The 25909-nt window shown below is 64.9% G+C and carries 31 protein-coding genes; 12 read left to right on the top strand and 19 right to left on the bottom strand.

Annotated elements, in window-relative coordinates:
• Positions 1–503: 503 nt before the first annotated feature.
• The 3 genes from G6O69_RS36920 to G6O69_RS41000 all read right to left on the bottom strand — a co-directional run bounded on the left by G6O69_RS36920 (position 504) and on the right by G6O69_RS41000 (position 2599).
• The gene (locus tag G6O69_RS36920; RefSeq protein WP_172302466.1) at positions 504–1085 is read right to left on the bottom strand and encodes a hypothetical protein; all 582 of its coding nucleotides are present in this window, start codon (positions 1083–1085) and stop codon (positions 504–506) included.
• A gap of 213 nt (positions 1086–1298) precedes the next feature.
• Positions 1299–2099: a hypothetical protein gene (locus G6O69_RS36915; protein ID WP_176396648.1), complete on the bottom strand. Its 801-nt coding sequence runs from the start codon at positions 2097–2099 to the stop codon at positions 1299–1301.
• Positions 2100–2470: 371 nt separating this feature from the next.
• Positions 2471–2599 (bottom strand): hypothetical protein, encoded by a 129-nt coding sequence (locus tag G6O69_RS41000; protein WP_255215709.1) that lies wholly within the window; start codon positions 2597–2599, stop codon positions 2471–2473.
• Positions 2600–2724: 125 nt separating this feature from the next.
• On the opposite strand from G6O69_RS41000, the gene G6O69_RS36910 reads away from it, so the two are divergent.
• Positions 2725–2952 carry a helix-turn-helix domain-containing protein gene (locus G6O69_RS36910; protein ID WP_172302468.1) on the top strand — a complete coding sequence of 76 codons (228 nt, stop codon included), beginning with the start codon at positions 2725–2727 and terminating at the stop codon, positions 2950–2952.
• A 68-nt stretch (positions 2953–3020) separates the two neighbouring features.
• On the top strand, positions 3021–4166 hold the full coding sequence (locus G6O69_RS36905; protein WP_172302469.1) for a site-specific integrase: 1146 nt from the start codon (positions 3021–3023) through the stop codon (positions 4164–4166).
• Between the two features lie 368 nt (positions 4167–4534).
• Here the strand turns inward: G6O69_RS36905 and G6O69_RS36900 are convergent, their stop codons facing one another.
• Genes G6O69_RS36900 through G6O69_RS36840 form a run of 13 tightly spaced genes read right to left on the bottom strand, consistent with a single transcriptional unit; the run spans position 4535 to position 14995 of the window.
• Positions 4535–5170, bottom strand: coding sequence for a peptidoglycan recognition family protein (locus G6O69_RS36900; RefSeq protein ID WP_172302433.1), 636 nt, complete (start codon positions 5168–5170; stop codon positions 4535–4537).
• Positions 5170–9510, bottom strand: coding sequence for a methyltransferase (locus G6O69_RS36895; RefSeq protein WP_172302434.1), 4341 nt, complete (start codon positions 9508–9510; stop codon positions 5170–5172). Before G6O69_RS36895 ends, G6O69_RS36900 begins: the two co-directional genes overlap by 1 nt.
• A 42-nt stretch (positions 9511–9552) precedes the next feature.
• Positions 9553–10392: a hypothetical protein gene (locus G6O69_RS36890; protein ID WP_172302435.1), complete on the bottom strand. Its 840-nt coding sequence runs from the start codon at positions 10390–10392 to the stop codon at positions 9553–9555.
• A gap of 28 nt (positions 10393–10420) precedes the next feature.
• On the bottom strand, positions 10421–10846 hold the full coding sequence (locus G6O69_RS36885) for a hypothetical protein (protein WP_172302436.1): 426 nt from the start codon (positions 10844–10846) through the stop codon (positions 10421–10423).
• Complete coding sequence (locus G6O69_RS36880; protein WP_346017006.1) at positions 10843–11589, bottom strand: hypothetical protein; 747 nt, start codon at positions 11587–11589, stop codon at positions 10843–10845. Before G6O69_RS36880 ends, G6O69_RS36885 begins: the two co-directional genes overlap by 4 nt.
• Positions 11579–11860 (bottom strand): hypothetical protein, encoded by a 282-nt coding sequence (locus G6O69_RS36875; protein WP_176397309.1) that lies wholly within the window; start codon positions 11858–11860, stop codon positions 11579–11581. Before G6O69_RS36875 ends, G6O69_RS36880 begins: the two co-directional genes overlap by 11 nt.
• Positions 11803–12399, bottom strand: a complete 597-nt coding sequence (locus G6O69_RS36870) for a hypothetical protein (protein WP_176397308.1) — start codon at positions 12397–12399, stop codon at positions 11803–11805. Before G6O69_RS36870 ends, G6O69_RS36875 begins: the two co-directional genes overlap by 58 nt.
• A gap of 3 nt (positions 12400–12402) precedes the next feature.
• Positions 12403–12603, bottom strand: a complete 201-nt coding sequence (locus G6O69_RS36865; protein WP_172302438.1) for a hypothetical protein — start codon at positions 12601–12603, stop codon at positions 12403–12405.
• Positions 12600–13286: a hypothetical protein gene (locus G6O69_RS36860; protein ID WP_172302439.1), complete on the bottom strand. Its 687-nt coding sequence runs from the start codon at positions 13284–13286 to the stop codon at positions 12600–12602. Before G6O69_RS36860 ends, G6O69_RS36865 begins: the two co-directional genes overlap by 4 nt.
• Positions 13249–13707 (bottom strand): hypothetical protein, encoded by a 459-nt coding sequence (locus G6O69_RS36855; RefSeq protein ID WP_255215705.1) that lies wholly within the window; start codon positions 13705–13707, stop codon positions 13249–13251. Before G6O69_RS36855 ends, G6O69_RS36860 begins: the two co-directional genes overlap by 38 nt.
• A complete protein-coding gene (locus G6O69_RS36850; RefSeq protein WP_255215706.1) occupies positions 13707–14306 on the bottom strand; it encodes a hypothetical protein in 600 nt (199 codons plus the stop codon). The genes G6O69_RS36855 and G6O69_RS36850 overlap by 1 nt, the downstream gene beginning before the upstream one ends.
• Positions 14303–14572: a hypothetical protein gene (locus G6O69_RS36845; protein WP_217909773.1), complete on the bottom strand. Its 270-nt coding sequence runs from the start codon at positions 14570–14572 to the stop codon at positions 14303–14305. Before G6O69_RS36845 ends, G6O69_RS36850 begins: the two co-directional genes overlap by 4 nt.
• Positions 14573–14602: 30 nt before the next feature.
• Positions 14603–14995, bottom strand: coding sequence for a hypothetical protein (locus tag G6O69_RS36840; RefSeq protein ID WP_172302440.1), 393 nt, complete (start codon positions 14993–14995; stop codon positions 14603–14605).
• A 365-nt stretch (positions 14996–15360) separates the two neighbouring features.
• Here G6O69_RS36840 and G6O69_RS36835 point away from each other — a divergent pair, with 365 nt between their 5' ends.
• From G6O69_RS36835 to G6O69_RS36815, 5 genes are all read left to right on the top strand, one after another.
• A complete protein-coding gene (locus G6O69_RS36835; protein WP_172302441.1) occupies positions 15361–16488 on the top strand; it encodes a hypothetical protein in 1128 nt (375 codons plus the stop codon).
• Positions 16489–16516: 28 nt separating this feature from the next.
• Complete coding sequence (locus G6O69_RS36830; RefSeq protein ID WP_176397307.1) at positions 16517–16702, top strand: hypothetical protein; 186 nt, start codon at positions 16517–16519, stop codon at positions 16700–16702.
• A gap of 34 nt (positions 16703–16736) precedes the next feature.
• Positions 16737–18698, top strand: coding sequence for a hypothetical protein (locus G6O69_RS36825; RefSeq protein WP_172302443.1), 1962 nt, complete (start codon positions 16737–16739; stop codon positions 18696–18698).
• Positions 18699–18874: 176 nt separating this feature from the next.
• Entirely contained in the window at positions 18875–19141 is a 267-nt protein-coding gene (locus G6O69_RS36820) for a hypothetical protein (protein ID WP_176396642.1), read from the top strand.
• Between the two features lie 102 nt (positions 19142–19243).
• Positions 19244–19774 (top strand): hypothetical protein, encoded by a 531-nt coding sequence (locus G6O69_RS36815; RefSeq protein WP_172302445.1) that lies wholly within the window; start codon positions 19244–19246, stop codon positions 19772–19774.
• On the opposite strand, the gene G6O69_RS36810 is transcribed toward G6O69_RS36815, so the two are convergent.
• On the bottom strand, positions 19771–21270 hold the full coding sequence (locus G6O69_RS36810) for a serine/threonine-protein kinase (RefSeq protein ID WP_255216091.1): 1500 nt from the start codon (positions 21268–21270) through the stop codon (positions 19771–19773). The genes G6O69_RS36815 and G6O69_RS36810 overlap by 4 nt on opposite strands.
• Before the next feature lie 153 nt (positions 21271–21423).
• Between G6O69_RS36810 and G6O69_RS36805 the strand changes: the two genes are divergently transcribed.
• The 5 genes from G6O69_RS36805 to G6O69_RS36785 all read left to right on the top strand — a co-directional run bounded on the left by G6O69_RS36805 (position 21424) and on the right by G6O69_RS36785 (position 24902).
• On the top strand, positions 21424–21963 hold the full coding sequence (locus tag G6O69_RS36805) for a sigma-70 family RNA polymerase sigma factor (RefSeq protein WP_176396643.1): 540 nt from the start codon (positions 21424–21426) through the stop codon (positions 21961–21963).
• 157 nt (positions 21964–22120) lie between these two features.
• A complete protein-coding gene (locus tag G6O69_RS36800) occupies positions 22121–22561 on the top strand; it encodes a hypothetical protein (RefSeq protein WP_172302448.1) in 441 nt (146 codons plus the stop codon).
• Between the two features lie 24 nt (positions 22562–22585).
• The gene (locus tag G6O69_RS36795) at positions 22586–23140 is read left to right on the top strand and encodes a Uma2 family endonuclease (protein WP_172302449.1); all 555 of its coding nucleotides are present in this window, start codon (positions 22586–22588) and stop codon (positions 23138–23140) included.
• A 64-nt stretch (positions 23141–23204) separates the two neighbouring features.
• Positions 23205–23546 carry a helix-turn-helix transcriptional regulator gene (locus G6O69_RS36790; protein ID WP_172301374.1) on the top strand — a complete coding sequence of 114 codons (342 nt, stop codon included), beginning with the start codon at positions 23205–23207 and terminating at the stop codon, positions 23544–23546.
• Between the two features lie 486 nt (positions 23547–24032).
• Positions 24033–24902: a hypothetical protein gene (locus G6O69_RS36785; RefSeq protein WP_172302450.1), complete on the top strand. Its 870-nt coding sequence runs from the start codon at positions 24033–24035 to the stop codon at positions 24900–24902.
• Positions 24903–24919: 17 nt separating this feature from the next.
• Here the strand turns inward: G6O69_RS36785 and G6O69_RS36780 are convergent, their stop codons facing one another.
• Positions 24920–25729 (bottom strand): site-specific integrase, encoded by an 810-nt coding sequence (locus G6O69_RS36780; protein WP_176397306.1) that lies wholly within the window; start codon positions 25727–25729, stop codon positions 24920–24922.
• Positions 25726–25909, bottom strand: a 184-nt coding sequence (locus tag G6O69_RS39515; protein WP_217910168.1) for a hypothetical protein, incomplete at its 5' end; no start/stop codon positions are given. The genes G6O69_RS36780 and G6O69_RS39515, both read right to left, overlap by 4 nt.

Genomic DNA, 25909 nt, shown 5'->3' with positions numbered 1-25909 from the left:
CTCTTCCTCGAGTAAGCACACCCATTGAGTCGGTTGGTCACGTTCAGCTGCGAGGAGGCTTCGACTCGAGCCGTTGTCCAACCAAAATTCCACGTCCAGATTCGGTGCCATGAGCTCGATAACGAGTGTGCGACCAGACAGAGCGACCATTGGCTGGGGCAGCAGCGGCAGCTTCTCAATTGGCCGGCGCTCGACCTCCGCTGCCTCACTCCACTCGGCTGGCTCAAACCGTGCGACCTCGAACATCCCCGAGAACGCGTCGGGCTCGAGGGCCTGGCGGACTACCACCGCCTCTACATTTCGACCCGCCCACGCAGCGCTGGACAGGTTCGCACTCCCTACGACCAACATCGCCGATTCTGCGCCCTTGCGATGGATCACCTTCGCGTGCAGCCGTCGGCCAGTCCCGTCTGAAATCACGCCCGTCTGGAAGCCGGATGGGGTAGGAGGTGGCCGTCGCTCGTCGGCCGCCAAACGCACGCTCGAGAGTCGCAGCCGTCGGCTCAACTCGCGGTTGGTCTTGTGGTTGTAGTCCTGAAACGGAGCCGCAAGTAGACTTTCGTCGCCATCGCCACCCAGGTCGATGCTCTCGAGTTGCTCGTAGAGACTCTGGTACCCAGCGAATGGAGGAATGACGCGTCCCCCTTGCCTCCGTTCGTCGCAGGGACGCGCGCGAGCAAGTGGGTGCGCTCGCGTTGTGGGAGGGAGGCCAACTCATGCTTGATGAGCGCGCGAAAGAATTCCCGAACTTGGTCGAGGGCGGCCGACTCGGCCTGCCCGTCGAGTCGATCGAAGGCTTCGAGGTTGCGGCCCATGCCCGATGGAGTGAGGTTGCCGCTGCCCACGAGTGCAACGTTTCGGTGGCAGAACAAATGGACTTTGGGATGGAATGCCCGTGCTCCCCAGTCGACGGGGACGAGGTAGTAGTCGCGGCCGGCCGCTGTCAGGCTGCCGACAGCACCGACTGCCGGCGTGTAGCCCGTCGTCCGGTCGACGAACACCACGATCGGGGATGCTCGACGCCGAACAAGCTCCGGCAGGAGGACAGCCTCAAAAAATGGCGCGTTGAGCGTGTAGCTGGTCAACAGAGTTGTGCCCAGTGGACTCTCTGGCCACGCCTGCCACAAAGTGCGTACGTACGGGCTGGTCTGCGGGTTCGCCAAAGCCGCGGTTCCTAGTAGTGACTCGTGATGGCTGCGCAAGTCCGCTGGGAGCCGCCAACGGAGATTAGCCCGAAACGATAGCACGATATTCGGGTGCCAGGTACCAAGAAGTCGGAGGTGCTCATTAGGCTGCCTTTAGTCCGCTCGTCCGGTCCACGTGCTCCACAACTCGATGAGCCGCCGACCATTGACCGCCTCAAGTAGAGCCCAGCCCAGTTCCGTGAGCATCCACTCCATCTTGAACGGCTCGTGCTTAACGGTGCCGATGGACATCCCTGGAGGAGATTTGGGCTTGCCGCGAGGCCGCTCCGGATCCTGCCACCATGGTGTGTCGCGGATGAGGCTGTGTCGCTTGAGAGCTTGATAGGAGTACGAATCAAGTGGGTGAGAACGAACTCCACTCGGCGAGATGAAGTACAGCTTGAAATCATGCTGGAGCATCTTTCGAGGGAACATGCGGGGGCTGCCTTCGGGCGTCTCTTCAATGTTCTCAACCCCCTCAATCATGTAGCGCTTCAGCAGTTCGAGATCTTGAGGGACGAGTTGTGGGGCGAGAGATAGGATCCGAGGGATGGCTTGACTTGGTGCAGAGACCTTGTGAACCCCCGCTGCGACTAGGGCCAGCATTTCGTTGCCCAAGATGGGATCGTGCGAGAGTCGGAGTACGGACAAGAAGGCGTCCTTGAGCAGCGTGAGTGCCTCCGCGCGTTGGGCTGGAGGGAGGGAGTCGTCGAGCGCCGCGAGCCACTGTGGGTCTGAACCGGTCTCGATGGCATGCTGGGTCATCGCTGCTAGCAGTGAGTCCAGCATGGCCAGCGAGTGCTCTGTCGTTGCCTGCTCGAACTCGTCTAGCAGCTCCCGCTTTTCGGACTGCCCCAGAGCCCACCTGCCAGCTCGCAGCGCTTGACGACCCACGGAAAGAGGACTCGGCGGCATGACGAGATGATAGTCGACCAGTCAGCCGAGACGGAGTTGCCGTACCGCGGCCACGAGTCGAGCAGTCGTTGTCGAGACCGTGGTCGAGGTCGCGCTGAGAGCCGGTGCTGCCAGTGTGCTGTGACCCTGCACTTGCCCGCCCCCCGCGGCGGAACCCCACGGAACTAGACGGCACGAGAAACCCAAGCAATTCCAACGGGATGCGTGCCAAGTCCGCGCCATCATTGGGAAACTTCGCACCCCGTCGGAGACCCTAGCAGGATTCACAGCGCTGCTGAGATCGTACTCGGCGCGATCTTTGAGGGTCGCGCCGGGCCAAGTTGCTCGACGCTTTGGCGTGGGCGACCTTCGTACCTGGGATGCCCAGCTGCTCAGGAGCGCAGGCGGTTGGCCCGGGTGAAGGCCCGCAGCACGTCGAAGGCCAGGCCGACGTGCCAGCCCCGGGGCGAGACCCGCACGCTGTACTGGCCGGGCTCGTCGGTGGCCGGAAGCCCAGCCACCCAAGGGCGACTGTGCGACCCGACATCACCGCCCGGCCTACACACCGGAACGATCGCAAGACGTCGGCATCGATCCCCGCCCCACGGCCGTTGGCGGCCTTTCGGACCCGCGCCACACTCCTTGGATGGCGCGCCGATCCCGTCGCCTGCCAGGCTTCGAAGACCTCCCCCTGCTCCTCCAGGCAGACGAGGTCGCCCAGCTCCTCCGCGTGAGCCGCAAGGCCGTGTACGCCATGGTCGAGCGCGGAGAGATCCCCGGGGTCACCAAGCTCGGCCGGCGGCTGCGCTTCCGCCGTGACGCTCTCGAGGCGTGGCTGGCCTCCTCCGTCGAGCCTGGCCCGTGGGCTGGCTAGGTCGATCCCCCGCTGCTAGGCTGGGTGGGCATCAGACGTGCGGTCGCGCCTCTCAGGAGAGACAGGCAATGACCGTGAAAATCAGGCCGTACCGCAAGGGCGGCTGGGAAGTCGACATCATGATCCGGCTCGACAACGGAGAGCGATACCGCGAGCGCCGCAAGGCGCCCGTCGAGCTCAAGTCGGCCGCGTTGCGCTGGGGTCAGCAGCGGGAGCGCCACCTGCTCAAGCACGGGCCCACGCCCAAGACGTCGACGCGCACCAAGGCCGGGGCGGCGCCCCGGTCGGAGACGAAGGAGGTCCCGACCTTCGCCGAGTTCGCGCCGCGCTTCCTCGAAGGACACGTGTACGCCAACCGGCACAAGCAGACCACCGTCAAGAACACCAAGAAGAAGCTGCGCCTTCACATCCTCCCCGCCTTCGGGGGCACTCGGCTCCATGAGCTCGCGCCTGAGGACATCCAGCTCTTCAAGGGCCAGCGCAAGCACCTCGCCAACAGCACCGTCAACAAGCTCCTCGGGCAGGTCAAGACCATGCTCAAGGTCGCCGTCCGCTGGCGGATCATCGAGGCGATGCCCCTCGAGATCGAGATGCTCAAGCTGCCCATGACCGCGATGGAGTTCTACGACTTCGACGAGTTCGAGGCGCTGGTCACCGCGGCGACGCGGCTGGACCACCGCATGCTCGTGATGGTCCTGCTCGGCGGCGAGGCGGGCCTGCGCTCCGGTGAGATCCGCGGCCTCGAGTGGTCGTCGATCAACTTCCGCCGGCGGCTGCTCACGGTCGAACAGGCGGAGTGGGAGGGCCACGTGACGCTGCCCAAGCACGACAAGATCCGCACGGTCCCCATGACCGAGCGGCTCACGAAGGCGCTCAGGAAGCACCGGCACTCACAAGGCCCGCGGGTCCTCTACGAGGACGACGGGGAGCCCTTGCACGTCAACAGCCTGGCGAACTGGCTCATGAAGCTGTGCCGGCAGGCCAAGCTGAAGTACAGGTCGCCCCACAAGCTCCGGCATACCTTCTGCTCCCACCTCGCCATGAGGGGGGCGCCCGCGAGGGCGATCCAGGAGCTCGCCGGGCACGGCAACCTCCAGACGACGCAGCGCTACATGCACTTGAGCCCTGCTGCGCTCGAGCGGGCGATCAAGCTCCTCGAACTTCCTTCGCCCGGCTCGCCGGTCGGGAGTGGAGACATGGTGGAGACGGTCTAGCCGGGCTCCAGAAACTTGTTTGATCTCGATGGCTTAGGGGCGTATTCAGGATTCCGTGGTGGAGTCTGACATCGGTTCTCTAACTAGGCGCCACCGCACATCTTTTGCAGCAGACGCCACCTCGGAGCCTGGAGCCGCCCCTTCATCGAGTCCTCGTGAGTCCCCATCCGTCCCGCCAATTCCTCCGATCTCGTGGAGACATGGTGGAGACGGCTCGGGGGCTATTCTGGATCGATCCTTGCCGGTGCCAAAGGGTCTGTAGAGGCCCAGAACTGCCGGCTGGGAGCACTTCTAGCCGATCGAGATCGATCGCACAAGAGACGAGGGCGACCCGCCGGGTCGCCCTCGTCTCCATGCTCGAGAGATCATCACGCCAGCGTCGGTGCTCGTCGCCACGCGTCGGGGATCGGCGCCCCGGTCCCGACCGCGTACCCCGGGCCGCCGTCCGACATGCCCAGCGCCGTCACGGCCCACTGCCCGACCGCGTGCCAGATCTCCGGCCCCGGGTCGTTCCCTCGCGTCTCCAGGCTCTGCCGGTGCGCAAACACGTAGCGCACGCCCACTCGCTGAAGCTCGCGCAAAAGCTGTCGACCCGCACGGATCTGTGCGGCGGAGGGCGTGTTGCGCCCGTACTTCTCCGGCTTCCACCACCCGCCCTGCACCGATCGAAAATTCCCCACGAACTCGACCGCGACTGACCTCGAGTTGAACCCGTTCGAGGCTGACAAGCGCGCCGACACGGGATGCAGTTGCACCACGGTCCCATCGGGGAGGACCACGAAGTGCGCTGTCACCTTGCGATAGCGGATCGGATCGAGCCCACGAGAAAATCCAGTCTGATGAAGGACGACAGCATCGACCGTGGCCTTGCGTACCTGGCGTTTGCTCGCCGGGGCCTCCGCGCGCAGATCCACGACCTCGAGCGTGTTCGCCCGCGCCCGTGCCCAGGCCATCACGACCCCAGAGGCGAGCACCGACGACAGGCCAAGGACGAGCTCGAGCATCAGTACCTCCGCGCGAGCTCGACCATGAGCCGCTGAGTCGCCTTCGAGACAGATCCCCCGAGCTTGGAGAGCCGTGCGGCGCAGCGGCGGATGTCTGCCGGCATCGCGTCTGCGCGCTCGACCAAGGCGAGATGGCCCACGGGGATCGCGGGCGCCTGGCTGGGCTTGGTCAGGCCCAAGTCGAGGACAGCAAACTCCCGGTTGTCGCGGGCCACGACACGCAGCACCCGAAACACGCGCTCGCTGTCGATGCCCAGGCCGATGGCGATCCGCGAGTTGGAGCGAAACCGGACCTTGTCGTTGCGACGCAGCCGAAACCCCTTGGGCTCCCGGCGCTTGCCCTCGTTGCGCTCGGTCTGCGGACTCTCAGTTCGTTTGCGTGCTCCCGCCTTGGTCGTGGTCTTCTTCTTGGCGGTGGCCTTCTTCTTGGCGGTGGCCTTCTTCTTGGCGGTGGCCTTCTTCTTGGCGGTGGCCTTCTTCTTGGCGGTGGTCTTCTTCTTGGCGGCGGTCTTCTTCTTGGCGGCGGCCTTCTTCTTGGCGGCGGCCTTCTTCTTGGCGGCGGCCTTCTTCTTGGCGGCGGTCTTCTTCTTGGTGGCAGTGGTCTTCTTCTTGTGCTTGCCCATGTCATCGTCCTCCGCAGAAGTCTTCTTCGACCGCTTGGAAACCGCCCTCGCCGAGCTCTGCTCTCGAAGCCACCGCTTCACCCAGCGGATCCTCTTCGGCCCCATCTTCACCCACAGCTGAAGCGGCTCATTGTCCGGGGACGCGCTCAGCAAGGAGACGTACTCGCCGTACTCCTCGGTCGCCTGCTCCACGCTCACCGCTCCACCTGTCGGCGGATCGAAGCTCACCCGGTCCCCGAAGTCGCTCGGATAGAGCACGCCCAGCCACGGCCCGGCCACGCGCAGCCGAACGGAGTCGGGTGCTCGCTTCACAGCCTCGTGAAGCGCGTACGCCGAGGCGTGCATGATGTCCACGAACCCGTCCTTCTCGGCCCACTGCGCGCGCCTCGGGAGGGCGTCTTGTTCGAGCCAGTCTTCGTCGCCCTCCGCCTTGAAGAGCATCTTCCCCGTCTTGGTGTCCCACAGGTTCCAGACCACCCGGTTGCTGATGAGGCTCGTGATCTGAAGCGTCGTCTTGGGATCCCAGCCTGCGGGCAGCTCGGGCAAGGGAAGCGCTGGCTCGGCGTAGAGCTTGCTGAAGTGCGCTCGGATCGCCTTCGTGTTGACGTGCTCTCCAGTCGCGGTCACGGGCCCGTAGGTGAACCGGCCTTCGTGGTCGTGTAGCCAGTACAGCGAGCGCCTACCGATCCGCCCAAACTGAATATCGTGCATGGTCAGACCACGCGCCGCGAGCTCGGCACGACGAGGCGCGGGGATCTCCTTCAACACGTGCGCTGCGGTCGAGGGAGCCACGTGGCCGCGGTAGGGGATGAGCGTCGAGCCCAGCTTGGCCTCGAACGTATCGAAGTCCATCCGACTGCTCGCGCTCACCTGCATGACGATCTGCGCGTCCTTGGGGATCGCGCCACGCCAGCGAAGGATCGAGACGGACGCCCCGTCGGGCGTCACGATCTGGGGTGGAAGCAGCACCACGTCGAGCAGCTGGAAGGGCGTGCTCGGGAGGTAGACCCTTCGCGTGGGTACCAGCGTGTCCAAGAGCTGCTCTTGTGCCTCGAAGTCGTCGATGGCCACGGGGCGCGTCGGCGCATCGAGCTCGGCGAAGCGGCGCATGCGACCGCGGACGATCCGGTTGTCGGCCTCGGCTTTGGCCGCGGTGATCCCAGGCGTGTGTCCCCGAAAATACTCGGGGCCCTCGCCCGCTTGGCACAGCACCAGCTGCGACGAGCTCCCCTTCAGCATGGCCTGGGTCGGCGGACAGTCGCCGGTCGGCTCGTCGAGCAAAGCCGCGCACAGCGTCACGGAGACGCTCCCCTCCTTGCGGATCCAGCACGCGGTCTTGGGGATGGCGTTCCAGTAGCGCTCCTTGTCGACCTGCTGGCGCTGCGCCTCGTGGCGACGCCACTTGCTGAGCAGGTGCTGAATGTCCCTGCTCGGCGCTGGCCGCTTCGAGGATCCCGGGGACCGTGTCTTGGCAGAACTGGGGACAGGCCGCTCGTGCGCTGGCATCACCTTCTTCGCCGGTGCCTTGTCGACGATCACCAGCACCGTCTCGACGGCGGTGCCCGACGCCTTGAAGGACCCTGCGGGGAGCTTCCGTATGCTGCCGTCGAGCTCGAGCAGCTTCTTGCGCAGCCGCTCGGTCTTGTTGTCGCTGCGATGCTGGAGCCCGGCCGACGCGATCGCTACGAGGCGCCCACCCGGCGCCAACATCCCCAGGGCGCGCTCGATGTGCTCGACATCTTGCTGACGCTCGAAGGGTGGGTTCATCACGATGCGGTCGTAGGGTCGCTCGGGCACGTGCGCGCAGAAGTCTCGCGCGATCACCTCAAAGCCGTCCTCACACAACATGTCCCGCAGCGTGGGACTCAGCTCGATCAGGTGTAGCGTCGCGTCCGGGTGACGGGCACGGATCTCCGAGGCCAACGCCCCCGCACCCGCCGAGGGCTCGAGCACGCGCATGCCCGCCTCGATCTCCGCGGCATCGACCACGCGCTTGGCGAGGTCTTCGGGGGTCGGGACAAACCCCGAGATGTTGATGTTCAGCAGCTTGCGCCCGCGGGCATGCTTGGGATCCTCGCCCTTGGGAGCGACCGCGCAACAGCCCAGGTACTCGCGCAGCGCGGCCTTGAGGGACACGGTGTCGGTGACCGAAAGCTTCGCCAGTCGGTCGCGGCTGCGCAGATCGTCGGCGAGCATCTCGGAGGGCAAGAAGACCTTGCGCTCGTGCTTCTTGGCGGCTTTGAGCAGGGCGCGGACGGCCTCGACATCCTCGGCGTCGAGCTCGGCCTTGTCGTCGCGCATCTTCTTGTGGAGGGCTCGCACGCGGGCGCGATCACCCGAGACACCCGAGAGCCCCTCGGTGGCCTTCAAGAGGTCATCGACGGCGTAGTTGGACGCACGAAGGGGCCTCAGCGTCGCAAACGCGATGTCCTCGGCAGCAGGATTGGTGACGCTCGACGACGGGCGTCCTTCGCTACGCGCCCGCTCCCAGCCCGCGCGCCGAAGCTCGAGATCCAACGCCTTGACCTGGGTCTTGTTGGAGATCCGCGAGACATGCTCGAGCTCGCCAGCTTCGACTTCATCGGCGGCCCTGCGCAGAATTTCGGCGATCGCCAGCTCCCCGCGCGCCCGTTGCCGGACGCTGGCGGCTTGCTCGGCCCGCCGATGGGTGTTCTCGAGGCGGTCGGTGTCGAGCTCGCGGCGCGCGGCGGCGGCGGCCTTGTCCGCGACCGCCCGCAGCTTTGCTGCGCGCTTGCTCGCGTCGGGCGTCCGACCTCGGGGCTTTGGCTTTGTCGCCTTCGTCTTCGCCCTCGCGCGTGAGGCCGTGGGAGTCTTTGGTGCCGGGGCGAGGGCTGGGACCGTCTTCAAGGCGTCGGCCTCGGGTTCGTGGTCGTAGTCCAGCACCGCAGGCACTCCTCGAAGGCGCAGCGCCTCCACGAGCTGCTCGACGCGCTCGCGCGGCTGAAAGGTGTCTCGTGTCCGCGGGACGTACCAAGCGCAGCCCTTCGGGAGCCGCCGGGACGGTTTGAGCCGATAAGGTACACGGATCTCCCGGATCTTCGCGCGGTGCGGGTAGGTCTCCCCGCACAAGATCACCCCTGCGATCCGCGAGTAGCGAACCACCACCTGCGTCGACATGTCCGCCGTCGACGAGGGCGGACCCAGCTGCTCACGCTGCGCGTCGATCAGCGCCTGGTCGGATGCGTGTCGCGCCCTCGCGGCTTCCTCGGCTTCACGCGCGAGCGAAGGGACCTCACGGTCGAGCTGCATCGCATAGTCCTTGGTGAAACCCATGGACGCCGTGTTGGGGTTCCACGTCCAGGAGCCACGATGGTTGCGGATCCGACCTTGGTGATGGACCACCTGCTCGCGCAGCTGGAGGCGCACGGAGTCTGTGGGATCGCTGACGTAGGTGTAGCGTCCCCCCTGATGGGACTCCCAGCCGATCGCCCGTAGACGCGCGATGATCCGCCGGTTGGCCTCGTGCACCGTCTTGGGTCGCGGCAGGGCCGGCGCCTCGAACATGTCCCCGGGCCGCTTGATCGTCAGCACCTCGGAGGGCGGCCATGTCTGGCTGGGGGCGTCTTGCGCTTCGTCTCCGCGAAACCAGGCTCGAACTCGGTCTGTGCCCGCTTCGAGTCGACGGACTTCCTGCTCACCGACACCCGGAACCAAGACGACGTCTGCCATGCGCAGCTGCGCAGCTTCGATCTGCATCTCTCACCTCGTTGTCTCGTCACCGGCCTCGCCGGCGAACGCTCAGTCGTCCAGCACGAAGTCCCAGCGGCCCACGAGGACCTTGCCGTGCATGGGATCGTTGTCGATCGCCCGCACCGTCACGTCTCCGCGCATGCTGCCCTCGGTGAACATGACCTGCTCGAGCAGGCCGTCTTCCCCGATGTGCTTCATCGTCGCCAGCTGTGGATCCACGTACCACTCCAGCTCCTTCGTGCGATAGGGGAGCTGAAAGTCGTAGGGCGTGCTCGGGTGGATCTTGTAGGTCTTCCCGGTCTCGGTGCTGGCCTTGAAGGTGTCCACGGGATCACCCTTGCTCCCGTAGCCCTCGGCGGGCTGCGGACGACCGGCACCGAGCACGACGGAGCGCGGCACGTCGACGGCCATCCCCGCCCGCAGGCCGTGGCCCGCGTTGGTTCCGAAGTGCTCGGCGTAGCGGATCTCTCCGGTGACCCGCGCGCGGATCAGGGTCTTCTCGACCACGATCACGCTCGCCGAGATCAGTTCGCGTGCGGCCTTGTAGGCGCCGACCGGTCGGCTCTCGACCCCAAAGACGATCACGTCGCCAGTTTCGAGCTGGTCGAGCGTCTCCTCCGAGGGTGGCCAGCCGTCGCCGAGGATCTCATCGAGGGTCTCGGACTCCTCTTTGTTGAGCGCCTCGTCCCCGAGGAACTCGTATCCCAGGGTTTGCTTGGCGCCACCAGGCGTTCGCGGGGGCGCGCTGGGAACGATGTCGGGGCTGTCCCCGTCCTCGTTGGAGCTCGCTTGCCCGTTTTGGCGCCGCTTGTAGGCCCAGACGAGGCCACCGATGACGGCGGCCAATCCGACGCCGCCGGCGAGCCAGGCGATCCACTTCGTGCTCATGTCTGCATCCTCTTGCTCTCGATTCTCTTCAACACCTCGAACGCCTCTCCCATCCCAAGGTGATCTGGCCGTGCACGCCTTCGACGATCTTCGTCAAGCGCACGGCCAAGACCATCAGGGATCCCTTGATCCCCACCGCGGGAAAGGCGGAGCCGTCGTCACTGCGATAGAACACCGGCTGATCCCCTGTGATGACCAAGGGCACCTGGTCGGGATCTGCGAGCGCGGCGTCGATCTCCTCGGTGGAGCTCGCTTCGTCGGTGACACGCTCTCGCGGCACCCAGGCCACGGTCAGCGTGGGCGCGTCGGGGGTGGGCGCGTAGGTCCCGGTGCCCTTGTCGAGGGTCACCAGCGCGATGAAGCGTAGGCCCGACATCTCGGGGGGAACGATCGCCGTGTGGAGGGCCTCGGACACGTCCCCGTCGAAGCGGCGAACCGTGGTCCAGCAGATCACGGCACCAGCTCCAGGCCGCCGCGGTAGTTGGGCCAGTCGAGGGGGACGGGCTGGTCGAGATAGTCCTCCCGCAAGCCGAGGGACTTCAGGGCCTTGGTCGCGTTCTTCCGGGAGGTCTGCGAGCGCGTCTTTTGCTCGTTGACGTCGCTCACCAGCGCAGGCGAGGCCATGCCGCGCTTGAGCGCCATGAAGGTGCGCGAGCGCTCGGGCAAGCTCGTGAAGCTCGACTTCCCGATCAACCGGCGGACGTACTCGAGGAAGAAGACCGTCGAGCGCCACGGGTTGAACACGTCGTAGGGGGTGACCTTGCCGCGGCGTAGCGCGTCGGTGTCCTGCCACGGCGCCAGCGCATTCGCGGGGAGCAGGCCATAGGCCCCGCCGCTACCAAAGACCCACATCTGCCTGGGATAGGGCGACTCGGCGTAGGCTTCTGCGTTGCGGTCGTAGGCGGACGCGGCCGCGTCGGCTTCGTTGAGCTGCTGGGCGCGCGAGGCGTTGCGGGGCTCGGCCCACGCAGGGAAGAGCTCGGGGCGGCCAAGGCCGGCCTTGGGGTTCCCGCGGCTCTCGGTGTAGCGCTGGATCGCCGCGAAGGGCCACAGCTCGCGGGGCGCCCCCGCTCGGCGCAGCAGGATCTCCCAGGCAGGCCGGCGCGCGCTGATGACCATGGCCCCGAGCAACCCGCCGAGGGTGACGCCGCCGAGGGCCGCCCAGGCCCACCCTGGGATCTCGAGATCACCGCTCACGATTGCCCTCGCGGGTGAGCAACACCGCGGTGCCCACGGCCCCGCTCACCACCACGGTGACCCCGCCCACGATCCACCAGTACGCTCGCTTCCATGCGGACTGGGCGTCTTCGGCGGTATCTCGCACCTCGTCCGAGAGCGCTTCGGCGGCGTCCTCGGCGACGCGATCCACGACCGCGAGGGCCGTCATGACACGACCCACAAATCCCTCGCTCATGTCCTCGGCGTGCTGCTCGAGGATCCCGATCTGGTTGGAGAAGTACAGGTGCATGATCGCGTCCGGCACGGGGCCTGCCCCGATCGACGCTTGATCAAGCCCAGGTAGATCTCGTCGGTGTCCCTGCTGGTCTCGGGCAGCACGAGCAGGGTCTGCTTGTAGCCCTTGAGCCGCTTGAGATAGGCCAGATACTCGCTTTGAAAGCGGTCAAACTCCGACTCGGGGATCGTCTTGGCCGCGAGGGAGTCCCAAAACTCGAGCTGCAATTGGTGCAGGCGCATGGACTCGGCCGCGACCTGCTCGACCAGGGCGAGCATGCGACCAGCCGTGCGCTCCTCGGGATCGTCGAACTCCATCCACAGCTGGTCGAGAACCTCGGTGTAGTGCGGAGCCTCGAGCTCGCCGAGGACCGGCGGCTGTCCGGGTTCGAGAGCCTGGAGGTCGATGTCGTCGAGCTCGTAGACCTCGTCGTGTGGCGGGCTCGCGCCCAGGCTCTGTGCCGGAACGAAGGGGATCACCTCGGGGCCGAGGCTCGGCTCTAGCGACGCCGTCGCCACGGAGGGTTGAATGAGCAGGTCCACGAAGTCGGGCATGGCTCAGTCTCCGTCGCGGGTCAGGATGAACATCGTGCGGACCTCGTAGGCGAGGTCGATCGCTTTGGCGGTTGCGGCGTCGAAGCGCCCCGTGAGAGGGAGCAGGCGCTTGGGCGGCAAGCAGTTGTAGTCGCGTTGAAAGCGCTCCATCTCCTTGGCGGTCGTCCCGTAGCCGAGGGCCTCGAGCTTGCGTCGGCTGTTCATCGCTTCGACTCCTCTCGCATCTTGGTGAACTTGACGAGGTTGGTCAGCGCGTTGCGGATCGCAATCTCGATGGCGCGCAAGGTGTACTTCCCGGGGATATCGTCGACGCTGAGCAGCCCGCGATACATCGCCAGCTTCTCCGGACTCTTCACGGACTTCGGCAAGCTGATCTTGCCGGTGTCGATCGCCTTGATGACCCGGTTCCAGTCGGTTTGAAAGCGCTGGACCTCGCCGTGGGTCTCCTCGTAGCCGACGAGGGGCGCAGCCTCGAACTCCACGTCATAGCCGAGGGACTTGAGCGCCAGGCGGACCGCCGCCGGCGAAGGAAAGAGCGAGGTGTTGTACCCCTCTGCATCTCCGCTCATGTTGGGTGGGTTCCCGATCGCAATGGTCGAGCTCTTGGAGCCGCCGCCGGAGTTGCTCTCCCCGCCGCCGCTTTGATCTCCGCCGCTGTCCGCAGGGTCGTCGATCACGATCGTGCTGGGATCCCCCCACCAGCCGGCACGCTCGCCGAGCTTGTAGAGGCCAAAGGCGACGAGCCCCGTGCCCGCGGCCGCGCCGAGGCCCGCCGCGACCACCCCACCAGAGGACCTGCGGACGTCGACGCGCGCCGGCTCGTCGGTCTTGGGGCGAGTCGCCGGGAGGTCAGCGCGGGCTGTCTTGGCACCCTGCGTGGGTGTCATCGCCGGCCTGTCCTTCGCTTTGTCCGCAGCAGCACTGCTCTTTGCCATGGTCTTGCTCCTTCGTCTCACTCTCGAACTTGCTCAGCGGATCCGCGACCGCGCCGTCTTCACGCTGATAGGCCAGGCGTTGCCCGTCGATCAGCACCACGCGGCAGGCCACGCCCTGCGCGAGCTCGCGGCCCATGGAGTAGGCGACGATGCTCGCGGGCGAAGCCTGCCTTGCCTCGAGCAGGCGCTTGGCGTCGCGCAGCGGGGCTTCCCGATCGAACTCGCAGCCAGCACACTGCGCGCAGCAAGGCGAGTCCTCGGGCTGCTCACGCACGAACTGACGCGCGTTGAGCTTGGCGAGGGCTTCGGTGAAGAACACCGCCCCCTCGCTGAGCAGCTGCTCACCGACAAGCTCGATGGGGAAGCGGATCATCACTTCGCCCCGCTGCTCTCGATCGTGATCCCAGACTCTCGCAGCCAGGTGCCCAGCTTGCTGAAGAGCTGATCGGACAGACCGATGTTGTCCTGAAGGTAGCGAAGCCCGGCGTAGCCGCCGATCGCCCCGAAGAAGGTGGCCTGGAAGAGCTGGCTCTTGTCGCCAGTCAGGTTGGAGACCGTGATCTGAAAGCCCTTGCTGCTGTCGACGGGGCCGATGTCTGGGGGGAAAGGGTTGAAGGGCGTCTTGAGGGGCTCCCAGTCGAAGCTGTCGGGGTCGCGTGTGGTCGTGATCCCCGTTCCCGTGAGTCCCGCTGCACGGTCGTCTCGGCGCGTGATCGCCTCGATCCGAATATCCGATCCCGACAAGTGGGCGACCATGGCGACGGGCAGGAGCCGGACATTGGGCTTGACCTCATGGCTCACCCGTGTGCCAGGGGCCAAGGCGATCTCGACCTCGAAAGGCACGACGCAGCCAAAGGCAAACTCGCTGGGGCAGACCATCTTGCGCTCCATGGCCTCCTGCGCGGCTTCGAGGCCGTAGGGCGAGCCTGGTGTGGTGCAAGGGAGAAGACTGTTGAGATGGGATCCGATCATGACTTGGTCTCTTGGTTCAGTTGGGACTGGGTTTCAGGGGCGAACTCGGCGAGGAGGGTCTCCAGCTTGGTGAAGCGAGCCTCCAGCCCAGCGACGCGCACGTCGACGTTGGCGATCTGCAGCTCCAGCTGCTCGTCGCGGGTCTTCTTCTCGTCTTGAACCGCCAAGATCATCTCGGCCCGACGGTCGCGGCCTGCTTGCTTGGCCTGCTTGCGCTGCATCTTTCGCTGCTCGAGGGGGCGCTCTTGTGTCTGGGTTTTGGTCATGGGTCTACCTTTGTGGGTGCGCATGCGCGCTCAGGGGTCGAGGATCGCGTTGCGGGCGAGGATCGCCAGCTGGCAGTGCAAGAACTCCTTGCCTCCCCGGCTGAGAACCTGGGCCGCAGGGTGCTTGGGGGCCATGAAGCTGAGCACCTTCGAGGCGCCGCCGATCAAGAAGTTCGCTGCAGCGCCAGCAGGCACGGAGCCCAGATGCACCGTGGACAAGCTGCCCGCGCACACGCTCGTGGCCACCTCCAGGCCCTCGGCCGTGCGGTGAAACAAGAGCGAGCGGCGCTCATCTTCGGCCTCTCGTCGAGCGCACTCGAGACCAAAGGCCGTGGCCTCGGTCTCTTCGGTGAGCCTCACCATTTCGGCGTCGAGGCTGTCGAGCATCTCCTCGCGCGTCGCCAACTGACTACTGACTGCCATGGCAACAAACTGGGCTGGTTTTCGCAAAGCGTCAACATGCCCGCGGGTCTGCATGTGTCCAGATTATTCGCGGACAGGTCATGCACATGCCTTTTGGCGTGCCATCGCCAGGGGTTGTCGAAAACCGGCAAATGTTCCCGCTTTTGAGAGCCTCGAGGTCACCGCCTGGTTTTTTCGTTTGTGTTTCAGGCCTTCCGGTCTATTCGATTCTCTATTGCCCGGTCTATCATCCGGTCTAATGTCCGGTCTATTTGTGCTCATAGATCCTCGAATTAGACAGCGGAGAGGAAAAATAGACTTTTGCCGTTGACCTTTGCCCAGGGTTCCCTCAGCTTGGTGTTCGTCGCTCGTTAGAAGGAGAGAACATGACGGTGAAGAAACGCGAGGCGTCCGCGCCGAACGAGTGGATCGATGCGCTCGTCGCCCACGACGAACAACTGCTCCGAGTACGGCTGCTGTGGCGGCGAGGCTCGAGCCGGTACCGGCCGATGGTCTCGCCGGCGCTGGACCTGTCCGAGTTCGAGGGGGCACCCGTAAGGACCTGGGAGGGCTTCGAGCTCTCGGATACCCACTTCGAGTGGCCGCCCGGCGAGGACGAGGATCCGCAGGAACTTCGCGAGCAGGCGCGGCTCATCGTCGAGGGGCTGTGGCGCCGCTGTGTCCACTGGGCCCGCGGCCTCGACTCGCGCTGTGACTTCCAGCTGCGCGGCTACGGAGAAGACGGTGCCGTGCTCTTCGAGGTCTCACGCCGCGTCGAAGGCGGGCGAGGCCCCAGCGAGGAGATGGGCGAAGAGGAGCACTCCCCGCCGCAGGATCGGTTTGGAGACGACTTCGAGCGCATCAACGCGATCAAGGACGAGCTGCTCCTCAAGCTCACCGAGGAGCGCAACCACTCGTTCTCGCTCGCGCAAAAAGCGTCGGCCGCCGCGCCCGAGCTGATCTCGAGCACCCGGGCGATCCTCGAGCGGGCGATCGAGTACGAGCAGGAGCAGGTGCGAGGGCTGCTCGACCAACACACCGGGCGGACCGAAGCCCGCGCCCGCGCCTTCGAGGCCAAGCAGCAGACCCAGCGTCGGGGGATGACCCTGGAGTTCCTACGCTACGCAGTCGACGCCACGTTGACGACGGTCGTGCCCACGGCACGGGCGATGTTCGAGAACTGGGCCAACCGCTCCATGCAGGTGTTCCCTGAGTTTCGATGCGCACAGCAAGCGCTGGCCTATGTGGGGATGACACTGACGCAGCCGCAGATATGCAAGCTCTTCAATGACAATCGCAATGCGATCGAAGGATTCATGGTGTTGGTGGAGGAAGCTGCAAAGATGGAAGACGAACGCGAGGCGCTCTTGCACTTGCGTGGGATGAGTAAGGTATTTGTGACCAAACGATTCTTGGAGATTGGAACGCCCGAGCAGCAGCTCGCGGGGCGCTACATCGTGGGCCGGTTGGCCATGTACAGGCTGGGGGACTATGGCGAGCCAGCGCAAGAGTAGCTCTGAAGGGCGGCTCGGTCCGACGGTCTTGGAGCTCGAGGCGGGCGAGCTCGGGGGGCTCACCTGCGAGGACCTCGAGCGGGCCTTGGGGTTCGAGGAATTCGAGGACGAAGAAGTCCTCGCGCTCGCGCTCTTCGGCGACTCGTCGATCTCGTCGATCTCGTCGACACGCCACGGCCCGCGCCCTCGAGCGGCGGTGAACGACTCGAGGTGACCCAGGTCGGACCTGGGCGACGGGAGAAAGACTGATGCTGTTGCGACCAGCCGAGACCTACATCAGCGAGGTCACCAAGCGAGCCGAGCGAGTCTTTCCCCAGGGGTCCGAGTGGCTCACCTTTGCCAGCAAGATGCCGGGCAAGGAGGTGCTTCAAAACTCCGTGCTCGATCCCGCCGTGGGGCTCGTGGGGGAGCTGGCGATGCAAGCCTTCGCCTCGGCGGACTGGCAAAACTGGATCTCGAGCATGCAGATCGGAGTCTATGAGCTGGCGACCCGAGTGGGGCTCCCCGCGCTGGACAAGGTCGACCTCGGCGGCGCCGTGGCGACCGTCTACGGGAACATCACCCGGACGCTCGACGCCTTCGGCAACTTCGAGAACGCCGAGGAGGTGCTCCCGACGCTGCTCAAGGACATGGGCTTGCAGGTCTTGCAGTTGATCGCCGCGAACACGGGGATCATCGCGCGGACGATCGCGCAGGTGATCGCGGTGGCGGTGTGGGCGGTGGACGTGGGGATGGCCATCCGGGCGGAGGAGCTGGGCAAGGACGTGGTGTTGCCGCCGCTCCAGACCGACGACCCCGCGACGGACTCGTGGCAGGTCAACCGCGTGTTCGAGGTCTTCAGGGAGCTGGGGACCGGCGGGATCGTGTATCCCGACGGCAAGATCGAGCCAGCCTACAACGCCGACTACACCTCGCTATACTTGCCGGCCTATCGCCACGATCAGCCTTGGACCTTTCAGCATCGCGAAGATGGGATCGCCGCGCAACAAGGGACCCCGCAGGTTGCACGGGGGCCGAAGGGCGACACGGAGTTCAGCTTCGACCCCGGCGATGGATCGACCTTCGGGTTCATGCCAGGCACGATGGTGACGCTGCGGGTGTTGCAGGCGTCGTATCGCTTCTACTACTCGGTGCGCGGGACGTCGGTGGATCGCTACACCTTGAGGTGCAAGGGCGTGGACAAGCCCTGCTACAAGGGCGTGAAGACCTTCGACGGGAGCCGAGACTGCCGGCAGTGCGTGGACCCGGAGTCGGTGTGGCCGACGGAGGGGGTCGGGTGGGCCTACGGCGGGGCTCCGCTCAACGCGTCGACCCCTGGGGAGAACGTGGGGGCGTTCTATCCATCGACGAACAAGTTGTTGCTCAACACTCTCGACATGATCTCCCGGCCGGGGCCACTGCTCTATACGCTGGACACTGAAGCGATGATTTTCAGGTGGAAGAACTCCTTCGAGAAATTCTGGATCTTTGCTGAGAAGGAGTGGCTTCACTACAAAGGCCAAGGCTGGCGCGGGCTGATCTCCCGGCTGGCAACGCTGATGACATCCTTCGACGGGAAGACCGGGCCCGAGCTGGGGGGACGGGAGCCCGACATGCCGCTCGGGCTGATCGCGTCACCGCGGGAGGACAGCACGTTCTCGATCCCCTTCGAGGCGTCGGTGTTCTCGAGGATCATCAAGCCGTTTTGCGAGGACCTGCGAGCGCTCCAGGCCCACTACCTCGACTCCTTTCAAGTCGCCTACGTCCCGCCAGGAGCAGGCGCGCTCTACCATCCCGGCGGCAAGCTGCGCTCCACGGCGCTCGCCGACCGCTTCATGGATGCTCGGCGAGCGCTCCTCAACGACGGCAAGCGGATGCTCATCGACCTCCGGCAGGTGAGCGATCCCGAGTACCGCGCGGAGCTCGAGGCCGTCGGGGTCAAGGCATCGCCGGTCAATCCCTTGCTCAAAGGTCCGGGGGTCGATGGCCATCAGCTGCTCGCACCCGATATCAGGCCACCGAGGGCGCCCCGACGGCCGCAGGTCGTTGGGCGACCCACCCTCACCAGTGCGAACGAAATCGCGGCTAAGGCGCCCCGTGTCCCGATGAACACGGCCGGTCGGAGCCGTTGGCGTCGGGCGGTCACCGTGGGTATTGGCGTGAGTAGCGCAGCCGTGCTTGCTGGTGCAACACTCAGGCTCAGCCGTTCTAGCGAAGATCAGGAGGGATAGCCTACCATGGCGCCATGATAGGGCGCTCATACCGCACTCTCTTGATGCCCTCAGTTTTCTGCATGGCATGTCAGCAGGCACCGGATATCTCTGGGGACGTCGTGCTCTACGCGAACCTCCAGGACGCGGCTTCCGCAGAGATCTGTGAATGCCCTGAGGACGTGCTTTACCCGACGATGCAGGCATGCGGAGACTCTCTCTTTCTCAGTGAAGAGGAGCGCGACTGCCTTGCGGACTCGCTCGAGGGCTTCGAGGAGGAGGGCAAGCGCTACCTCGACTGCGCGAATCCAGTGATGGAGGACTACGGCAACTGTCTGAGCATGAACCCAGGGTGCGAAGCCGGCTGGTACGATGACTGCACTGTCGCCTACCAGGACGCCATCGAGATGTGTCCCGAGCTGCCCGATGGTGCTCGAAACAAGTTCATCACCTGCGACTTGTAGCGCCTGACTGAGCTCTTTGAGCTTCGGCCAGAGGCTTGCTCGAGTTCCTCTCGCCTTCAGAGCTCGAAGTGGGCTACCTTTGGCCCTTCGAGGAAGCCCATCATGATCAGGAACAACACGCTCATACTCGCCTTTGCCCTGGGACTACTGCTGCCAGCCTCGGCCTTGGCCTCGCTTCCGGATCTTTGCGACGACGTCTACCTCGATGAGATCGGCGCACCAGTCACCGACAGCGAGGGCACCAGGCTCTCTCGCTTTTGCAAGTGGACCGGGCCCGACGCGCCGCTGTGGGCCGACCACGTGTGCTGCTCGATCGGCGCGAGCGCGAGTTGTACGGCCACCGACGAGAACGGGCGATGCACGACAGGCATCAAGATGTGGTGCGACTACGGGGAGAAGATCAACGGGGAGGTGGTGTGCTACCAGCCCTTCGACGATGCTTGCGATCGGGGGTTTTGTGAGAAGGCACCCCCAGGGAGTACTCCCTTTGAGTATACAGCACCATTGTGCTGCTATGCGGGGCTCAATAATTGCTACGAGCTAAGCCTTGCTGAAACATGCGGAGGTTTCTTTCTCAACTGTCACTCCCCATACTCAAATGAAGATGGAACCGTTGGGTGCGACGAGTACTAACGGAAGCAGCTTTTGCCTTCTGCATTGATCAGCGCACAGTGAAGCTGAGTCTCTGCAAGTCCATCCTCTCCTGCTTCGAGAAACAAAGACGAGGCAATATTTCCAGCTCTTGCAGCACGCTCCCATGCTTGTGCGCGTTCCCACGCCTGAGCGGCTCCTTGAGTGATCCAGCCTGCGACAATCTTGTCGACAACGGCCGTATCTGGCTCGATGAGCCTAGCCGCGATCTTCTCGGACAAGAACCCATCCAGTTGAGGGCAGGCTGAACGTAGGATCATGTCACTTGCTCGCCAGTGATCATAGGTCCTTTGGGCATCGGCTTCACTGGCAGCCTTCCAGCTCTTCGCGCCTTCTTGCAGCCCTTCCCACAGCCTTGATTCCGAGGGCAGCGGCAGGACTGGCATGGAGCTCTCTTCACCAGGCACATCTCCGAGCTTGGTTGCCGCAAATCCTCCCAGGGAGGCCAAGAGCAGACCCCCAAGGAGCACCTGCCCCCACATCGATCGCCTGCGCGTCTTCCGCTCCAGCGCCTCTCGCTCCGCGCTCTCGAGCTCGGCGAGCAGGGCCTCCATGCTCGGGTGCCTGTCCTGCGCTCGCCAGGCCAGCCCCCGAAGCAACGCAGCCCGGACCCGCGGAGGGATCCCCGGCAGGGCTCTGTCTCCGGCCGCCAACTCCCCGGCCTCCATGGCCTCGAGCACGGCGATGCGTGTCCCTCCACCAAAGGGCAGCGTCCCATAGAGCGCCCCGTAGACCGCCGCACAAAACGAGAACTGATCGGACTGTGCATCCCCAGGACCCCCGATCACGCGCTCGGGCGCCATGTAGCCGGTCGTACCCCCAGGCTTCTGCTCCGACTCACTGCCCCGGGGCATCGACGCCGCCAGGCCCAGATCCGCCACGCACACGCGCCCATCGTCCCCGAGCAGCAGGTTCTCGGGCTTGAAGTCGTTGTGGACCAAGCCGGCCGCGTGGATGGCGATCAGACCACGAGCCGCCAGGCCGTAGACATAGAGCACCTCCCTCCAGTGGCGCGGATCCCAGTGCGCGGCGTCCTGACCACGGATGAACTCCATCACCACGTAGAGGTGGCCCTCGTACTCGCCGACGTCGAACACGGAGACCACGTTGGGGTGCGAGAGGCGAGCCAGGGCCTGCGCTTCCTGAAGCATCCGCGCGTCCTCGCTGGGCATCGCGTCGGTCCACAGCTTGAGCGCCACCATGCGCCCGAGCGTGGAGTCCCAGGCCCGGAACACCACGCCCATGCCCCCATGGCCGATCTCCCAGAGCAGCTCGAAGCGCCCGATGGCCACGTGCTCCCCGTCACCCAGCACGGCACTCAGATGACGCTCATCGACCTCGCGTCGCAGCTCTCGCCAGGGTCCCTCGGCGTAGCGATCCTTGCCCTCATCGGCGGCGCGGGGACGATCGATCGCGTCATCGGGGCCGAAGACCTTGGCGTACTCGCGCTCGATCACCTCGAATTCCTCGGGCGTCATCGGCACGTATTGCTCTTCGGAATGGTACTTAATCTCCACGAGGGACCCCGGGCGCCAATCCTACACCAACGTGCATGGACCTTGGTACAGTTTCGCGTCGGTTGCAGTCAGTGATAGCGTTTGATGGTGAACGACGAAGGGTTGGCCAAGCGTTTGGAAAAACTCAGAGTCGACACGCTCGCCCAAAAGCCCGGTGCCAGTCAGGCGCTGGGCAAGGTGCTCGCCGAGGAGCTCGAGCGCATGCTGGGTTCTGGGGATCTCACTCATGACGCCTTCTTGGCTGTCTGGGAGAAGATCTGGTCCTTCGAGCCTCGGCAGGAAGACTCCCTTCTGCGCTGGCTGCGGGTGACTGCAAAGAACAAGCGCCTTCAAGCCCACCAGAGCCAGATCAGGCGGCCCTGGGTTCAGCTCGAGGCCGAACCACTGGCGCGAGACAAGAGCCCCAGTCAGGAGTTCGAGATGCAGGAGCAGGCGAGCCGCTTGGAGAGCGCTGTGGCCAAGCTCGGCTCGATCTTCGTGCGTGCGCTTCGGCATCGCCTCGCGGGAGGTCGCCCCGAAGCGCTCGCGCAGGCCGAGTCCATCCAGCTGAGCACGGCTCGGTGGCGCATGGGGGAGGTGGTTCGTCAGCTCCGGCGACTGCTCGATGAGAGCCAGAGGAAGCCCCGAGTTTCTCTCGGCAGCTCTTCCCCTTGACGACGCGTTGCTTGGGCTGGAGACCGTGCACGTTTGCACGACAAAACACGGCACATCTTCGCAGGCGCGACTCGCCCTCTCGAAGAGGCATGATTTAACTCTCGTTTAACTTCTCGAATTCTGGCCATCACTTCGAGGGGATTGGTGACCTAAAGGCATGAGCCTGGAAGCCCTCTTCGAAGACGGTCAGCGCAGCGCGGTGCTCCGCGTCATCTATGATCACCCGGAGATCCGCCTCGGCGAGCTCGCCAGCTTCGTCATGAGCGACGATCCCCTGGCTCCGGTCCTCAGAACCCTGACGATCGACGAGCTCCTCCAAGGCAGCCGCACGGCGCAGGGCGGCGACTCCGACCCGTCAGCGATCGACTACGCCCGCCTGGGGCGCGCCAAGAAGGCCACCGGGGAGGACTTCGATGAGCTCGCCATCGAGGTGCTCACCGCAGCTGGACGGCCTGTCGCGGCGGCCTACCTGCGAACTCGCCTCGGGGGCCCTCGCTGGAAGCTGCAAGCGTCGATGCGCCGTCTCGAGGCCGCGGGGGTCGTGCGGCGTCACGGTCAGACCAGCGGAACACGCTGGGGGTTGGTAGAGCGTTCCTAGTTGGGCCCCTCCTGCGTGCCTGCGATGAGCCGCGCCCTGCCAAAGCCCATCAAGCGAGGGGCCACCTTTCGTGATTTCAACCAGCACGATCGCAAAGACCGGGTGACGGAGCTGATCGGGGGAGACCTCTACAGCCGACCCGCGCCCCACTTCTTCGACCTCGTGGTGCGCTCGACCTTGCTCAGCGAGCTGGAGCGGCTCGAGGGATGGCTACTCCTCGAGGAGCCCCTGCTCCGGCTCGATGAAGTAGAGCTGCTCGTGCCCGGCATCGCAGGGTGGCGCTACGAGGGCGAGGCCACGGAGTTCGAGGCGCAGCACATCTGCGCCCAGAAGCGGCCAGACTGGGTCTGCGAGCTGCTCACGCCTGCGTTCGAGGAACTCGATCGCCAGCGCAAGCTGCCGCGCTACGCCGAAGCCGGAGTGGCCTTCGTCTGGCTCATCGACCGGCCCCGACGGCGGCTGGAGATCTATCAGACACGAGATGGCGAGCCTGCCCTGCTCCAGACTCACTCCGGCAACGCCTACGTGCGAGCCGATCCTTTTGTCTCGTGCACCCTGAGCCTGGGCCCGCTGTGGTGATCGCCCGAAATGCGAGCTCGCCTCCTGAGCGAGAAGGTCTCTATCGAATCGGTATCGGTGATTGATGAACACGACCGACAAGAAGTTCAGCCAAGACTTTGGCAGTCATGTTCGATCTCTGCGCAAGGCTCGGAACATGACTCAAGAGGGTCTCGCCGAGAGCTCGGGGTTGTCCGCGGACACGATCCGCCGGCTTGAGAAGGGGAACTTCTCGCCGAGCCTCGACACGCTGAGGAAGCTCTCCCAGGGAATGACGCTCAGCCTCAGCACGCTCTTCGCGGCCTTCGAGTTTGGCGAGCTGGATCCGAGTCGGGAGCTCCAGGATTTACTCAGGGGGCTCGAGACGCAGGAGGTGAGGCAGATGCTCAGGGTGTTGCAGGTGTTGCTCGATTGCCTCAAGGGGTAAGCCCCCGATCCAAGAACGGCCTGGCGAGTCGATGGTCGTGTTCACGGCTGTGCTTGGCGTCTCGGTCCGGGAGCGGCCGATGATCCCGCGGTGCGGCTGCTGGTGATCAGCGATGCGGTACAGATGCATGTGGACGTCCGAGACCAAGGGCCCACTGCCGTAGGCCGCACTCGCCGAGGGGCCCGCCTGCGCTTTGCTCCCGCGGTCGTGCCCCTCGACGTCAGGCTCAGTGAGTAGGTGAATTGATTAGTCATTCCATCGGTAAACGTGCAGTGCGCATGGTCACAAATGGTGAGTGATCGGACGCCGCTTCGGCCAGATGAAGATCTGTGTGCGATCGTGTGGATGCGATCAATGAAATGCGCGCGCGTGCAGGTGTGGCGCCCCTCGTCCTCGCAGTTGCCCTGAATGAACGTTTTCGGCCGGCTGGCTGACCTGGTCAAGTTTGCGTTTGCTGCGCTCGTGCAAGAGCCTTAACTTCACAGCATGAGTCAGTCCGAATTCCTCATCGATCCCGGCGACCCCGGCCCGACGCTCAGTTACCTACAAAAGGTTCACGGCACTAGCATCGTGCCAGTTGTCCCAGGCTTCACAGGAGAGATTGCTTCGAACATCAAGCTCAAACGAGATCAACTCAGTGTCGAGGCTGCGGCCAACATCGGCTATGGGGGTATATTCGAGGTTAGCAGCAAAGGCTCTTCTACTCTCTTCGTCCTCGACTACATGATGCGCGGGTCTGTCTCCGCGACCAGTGATCCCGCCAAGGTTCTGGTGAGCGCGGTCTACGGGGTTGGCTTTCGTATCGCCCTGGCCGCCACCAAGATCGAAGGTGAGCTTCAAGCCTCCGTCGCCGGAGTCGCCGCCCAAGCCCAGCTGGGCATGGCCAGCGTTCGCATCAACATCGACATCATTGGCCTGCCCAAGCTTCCGCCGGACTCGGTTCAGTCGAGCTTGCTGGGATTTTCGGAGTTCAACGCCGAGCAACTCGGTGCCCTCAATAAGACCATCGAGGCGGTCAAGCGCTACGCCGAAGACCCCGCGAATCGTGACCAGCTCGATCCTCAGCTCATCGGCATCAACGCCAAGCGCGTCGTGGACGATGTCGTCCTCGAGCAGAGCAAGTCCATCATCTATGCCTTGTGGCGCATCGCCAATGGGAGCAGCCTCAGCGCCGCCCTCGCGGCACCTGACAAGCACAACCTGCCCGGCATCCAGCCCGCGCTCGTCCGCAGCACCTACGCGGACGTCATACGCAACACCGCTTTGCTTCTCCCCTCCACACTCGACAAAGAAAAACCCAGCTACGACGATCGCAATCGCGCGCGCAGGCGCTTGAACCAGTACAAGACGCTCTAGCAGGGTCTTCGGGTTGGTTAATTTAGGGGGTCTATCGGGGTCTGGGAGCCCGAATTCGGCGATCGCCAAATTTGAGGGCTGTGTATGTGCTGCGACTTTGCAGCATCATCGGGGGTCGGCGGCGCGAGCCGCCGGATCAGATCGTCGCCGATGCCGTGGGCCAGGTGGGTGTAGCGCATCGTGACCACGATGGAACCGTGGCCGAGCCACTCCTGGACCTGGCGGATCGGGATCCCGCGCATGACCGCGTGACTCGCGAAGCTGTGACGAGTGCAGTGGTTGTGGATCCGGCGGATGCCGGCGGCCTCGGAGATCTCCGCGAGGACCTCGTTGGTCTTGTTCGCGGACAGGACTTCGCCGTCCGCTCCGGGGAACACGAGCTCGCTGTCGACATCGACGAACTCGCGCTGGGCTTCGAGTGCCGCGATCGCGTCCCACGTCAGCGGGAGCTCGCGGATCTTGTCGTTCTTCGTCGACGTGAAGCCGTTGTGGGGGTTGTAGGACTGCTGCACGGTCACGCGACCGCGAACGAGATCGACGTCCTCGCGCCAGCGTAGCGCGATGAGCTCGCCGACTCGCAGCCCGGTCCGCAGTGCCACGACCACGAAGGGGTGCCAGTGCGGTACGTGCTGCTTCGCCGCGGCGATGAACGCGTCGGCCTCCTCGAAGGTGAGGAAGTCGAAGTCGGTCTTGCGCGCCTTGAGCAGGCCAACTTCGGGGACGTCCGAGATCAGCTTCCACTTGCGCGCGACTCGGAGGATGCGCGCGAGCAGCTTGAGGTGCTTGTTGACGGTGTTGGGGTTGTAGGGCTTGCCCCGCCTGGTCACCTGGTCGAGCTTCTCGACCTTGTAGGCGTCGATCGCCCGCTCGTCGATCTGATCGAGCCGGCCTTGCCGAAGACCGGGAGCAGGTGAACGCGGAGGATCATCCTCCTTGTTCGCCAGCTCGGGACGGCTTGTTTAGGTCTTTTGGTACGCGAGGACTCCTCGGCGAAGCCCTCGAGGGTC

It is taken from the genome of Pseudenhygromyxa sp. WMMC2535 (assembly GCF_011083025.2).
The sequence above is the reverse complement of the archived record's forward strand: the minus strand, read 5'-3'. Positions and strand labels throughout refer to the sequence as shown.

Coding starts and splice junctions, on each gene's coding strand:
- G6O69_RS36915 (WP_176396648.1), bottom strand. CDS start 2,099: ATGCCGCCGAGTCCTCTTTCCGTGGGTCGTCAAGCGCTGCGAGCTGGC.
- G6O69_RS36910 (WP_172302468.1), top strand. CDS start 2,725: ATGGCGCGCCGATCCCGTCGCCTGCCAGGCTTCGAAGACCTCCCCCTG.
- G6O69_RS36905 (WP_172302469.1), top strand. CDS start 3,021: ATGACCGTGAAAATCAGGCCGTACCGCAAGGGCGGCTGGGAAGTCGAC.
- G6O69_RS36900 (WP_172302433.1), bottom strand. CDS start 5,170: ATGCTCGAGCTCGTCCTTGGCCTGTCGTCGGTGCTCGCCTCTGGGGTC.
- G6O69_RS36895 (WP_172302434.1), bottom strand. CDS start 9,510: ATGCAGATCGAAGCTGCGCAGCTGCGCATGGCAGACGTCGTCTTGGTT.
- G6O69_RS36890 (WP_172302435.1), bottom strand. CDS start 10,392: ATGAGCACGAAGTGGATCGCCTGGCTCGCCGGCGGCGTCGGATTGGCC.
- G6O69_RS36875 (WP_176397309.1), bottom strand. CDS start 11,860: ATGCACCTGTACTTCTCCAACCAGATCGGGATCCTCGAGCAGCACGCC.
- G6O69_RS36870 (WP_176397308.1), bottom strand. CDS start 12,399: ATGCCCGACTTCGTGGACCTGCTCATTCAACCCTCCGTGGCGACGGCG.
- G6O69_RS36865 (WP_172302438.1), bottom strand. CDS start 12,603: ATGAACAGCCGACGCAAGCTCGAGGCCCTCGGCTACGGGACGACCGCC.
- G6O69_RS36860 (WP_172302439.1), bottom strand. CDS start 13,286: ATGACACCCACGCAGGGTGCCAAGACAGCCCGCGCTGACCTCCCGGCG.
- G6O69_RS36855 (WP_255215705.1), bottom strand. CDS start 13,707: ATGATCCGCTTCCCCATCGAGCTTGTCGGTGAGCAGCTGCTCAGCGAG.
- G6O69_RS36850 (WP_255215706.1), bottom strand. CDS start 14,306: ATGATCGGATCCCATCTCAACAGTCTTCTCCCTTGCACCACACCAGGC.
- G6O69_RS36845 (WP_217909773.1), bottom strand. CDS start 14,572: ATGACCAAAACCCAGACACAAGAGCGCCCCCTCGAGCAGCGAAAGATG.
- G6O69_RS36840 (WP_172302440.1), bottom strand. CDS start 14,995: ATGGCAGTCAGTAGTCAGTTGGCGACGCGCGAGGAGATGCTCGACAGC.
- G6O69_RS36835 (WP_172302441.1), top strand. CDS start 15,361: ATGACGGTGAAGAAACGCGAGGCGTCCGCGCCGAACGAGTGGATCGAT.
- G6O69_RS36825 (WP_172302443.1), top strand. CDS start 16,737: ATGCTGTTGCGACCAGCCGAGACCTACATCAGCGAGGTCACCAAGCGA.
- G6O69_RS36820 (WP_176396642.1), top strand. CDS start 18,875: ATGCAGGCATGCGGAGACTCTCTCTTTCTCAGTGAAGAGGAGCGCGAC.
- G6O69_RS36815 (WP_172302445.1), top strand. CDS start 19,244: ATGATCAGGAACAACACGCTCATACTCGCCTTTGCCCTGGGACTACTG.
- G6O69_RS36810 (WP_255216091.1), bottom strand. CDS start 21,270: ATGACGCCCGAGGAATTCGAGGTGATCGAGCGCGAGTACGCCAAGGTC.
- G6O69_RS36800 (WP_172302448.1), top strand. CDS start 22,121: ATGAGCCTGGAAGCCCTCTTCGAAGACGGTCAGCGCAGCGCGGTGCTC.
- G6O69_RS36795 (WP_172302449.1), top strand. CDS start 22,586: ATGAGCCGCGCCCTGCCAAAGCCCATCAAGCGAGGGGCCACCTTTCGT.
- G6O69_RS36790 (WP_172301374.1), top strand. CDS start 23,205: ATGAACACGACCGACAAGAAGTTCAGCCAAGACTTTGGCAGTCATGTT.
- G6O69_RS36785 (WP_172302450.1), top strand. CDS start 24,033: ATGAGTCAGTCCGAATTCCTCATCGATCCCGGCGACCCCGGCCCGACG.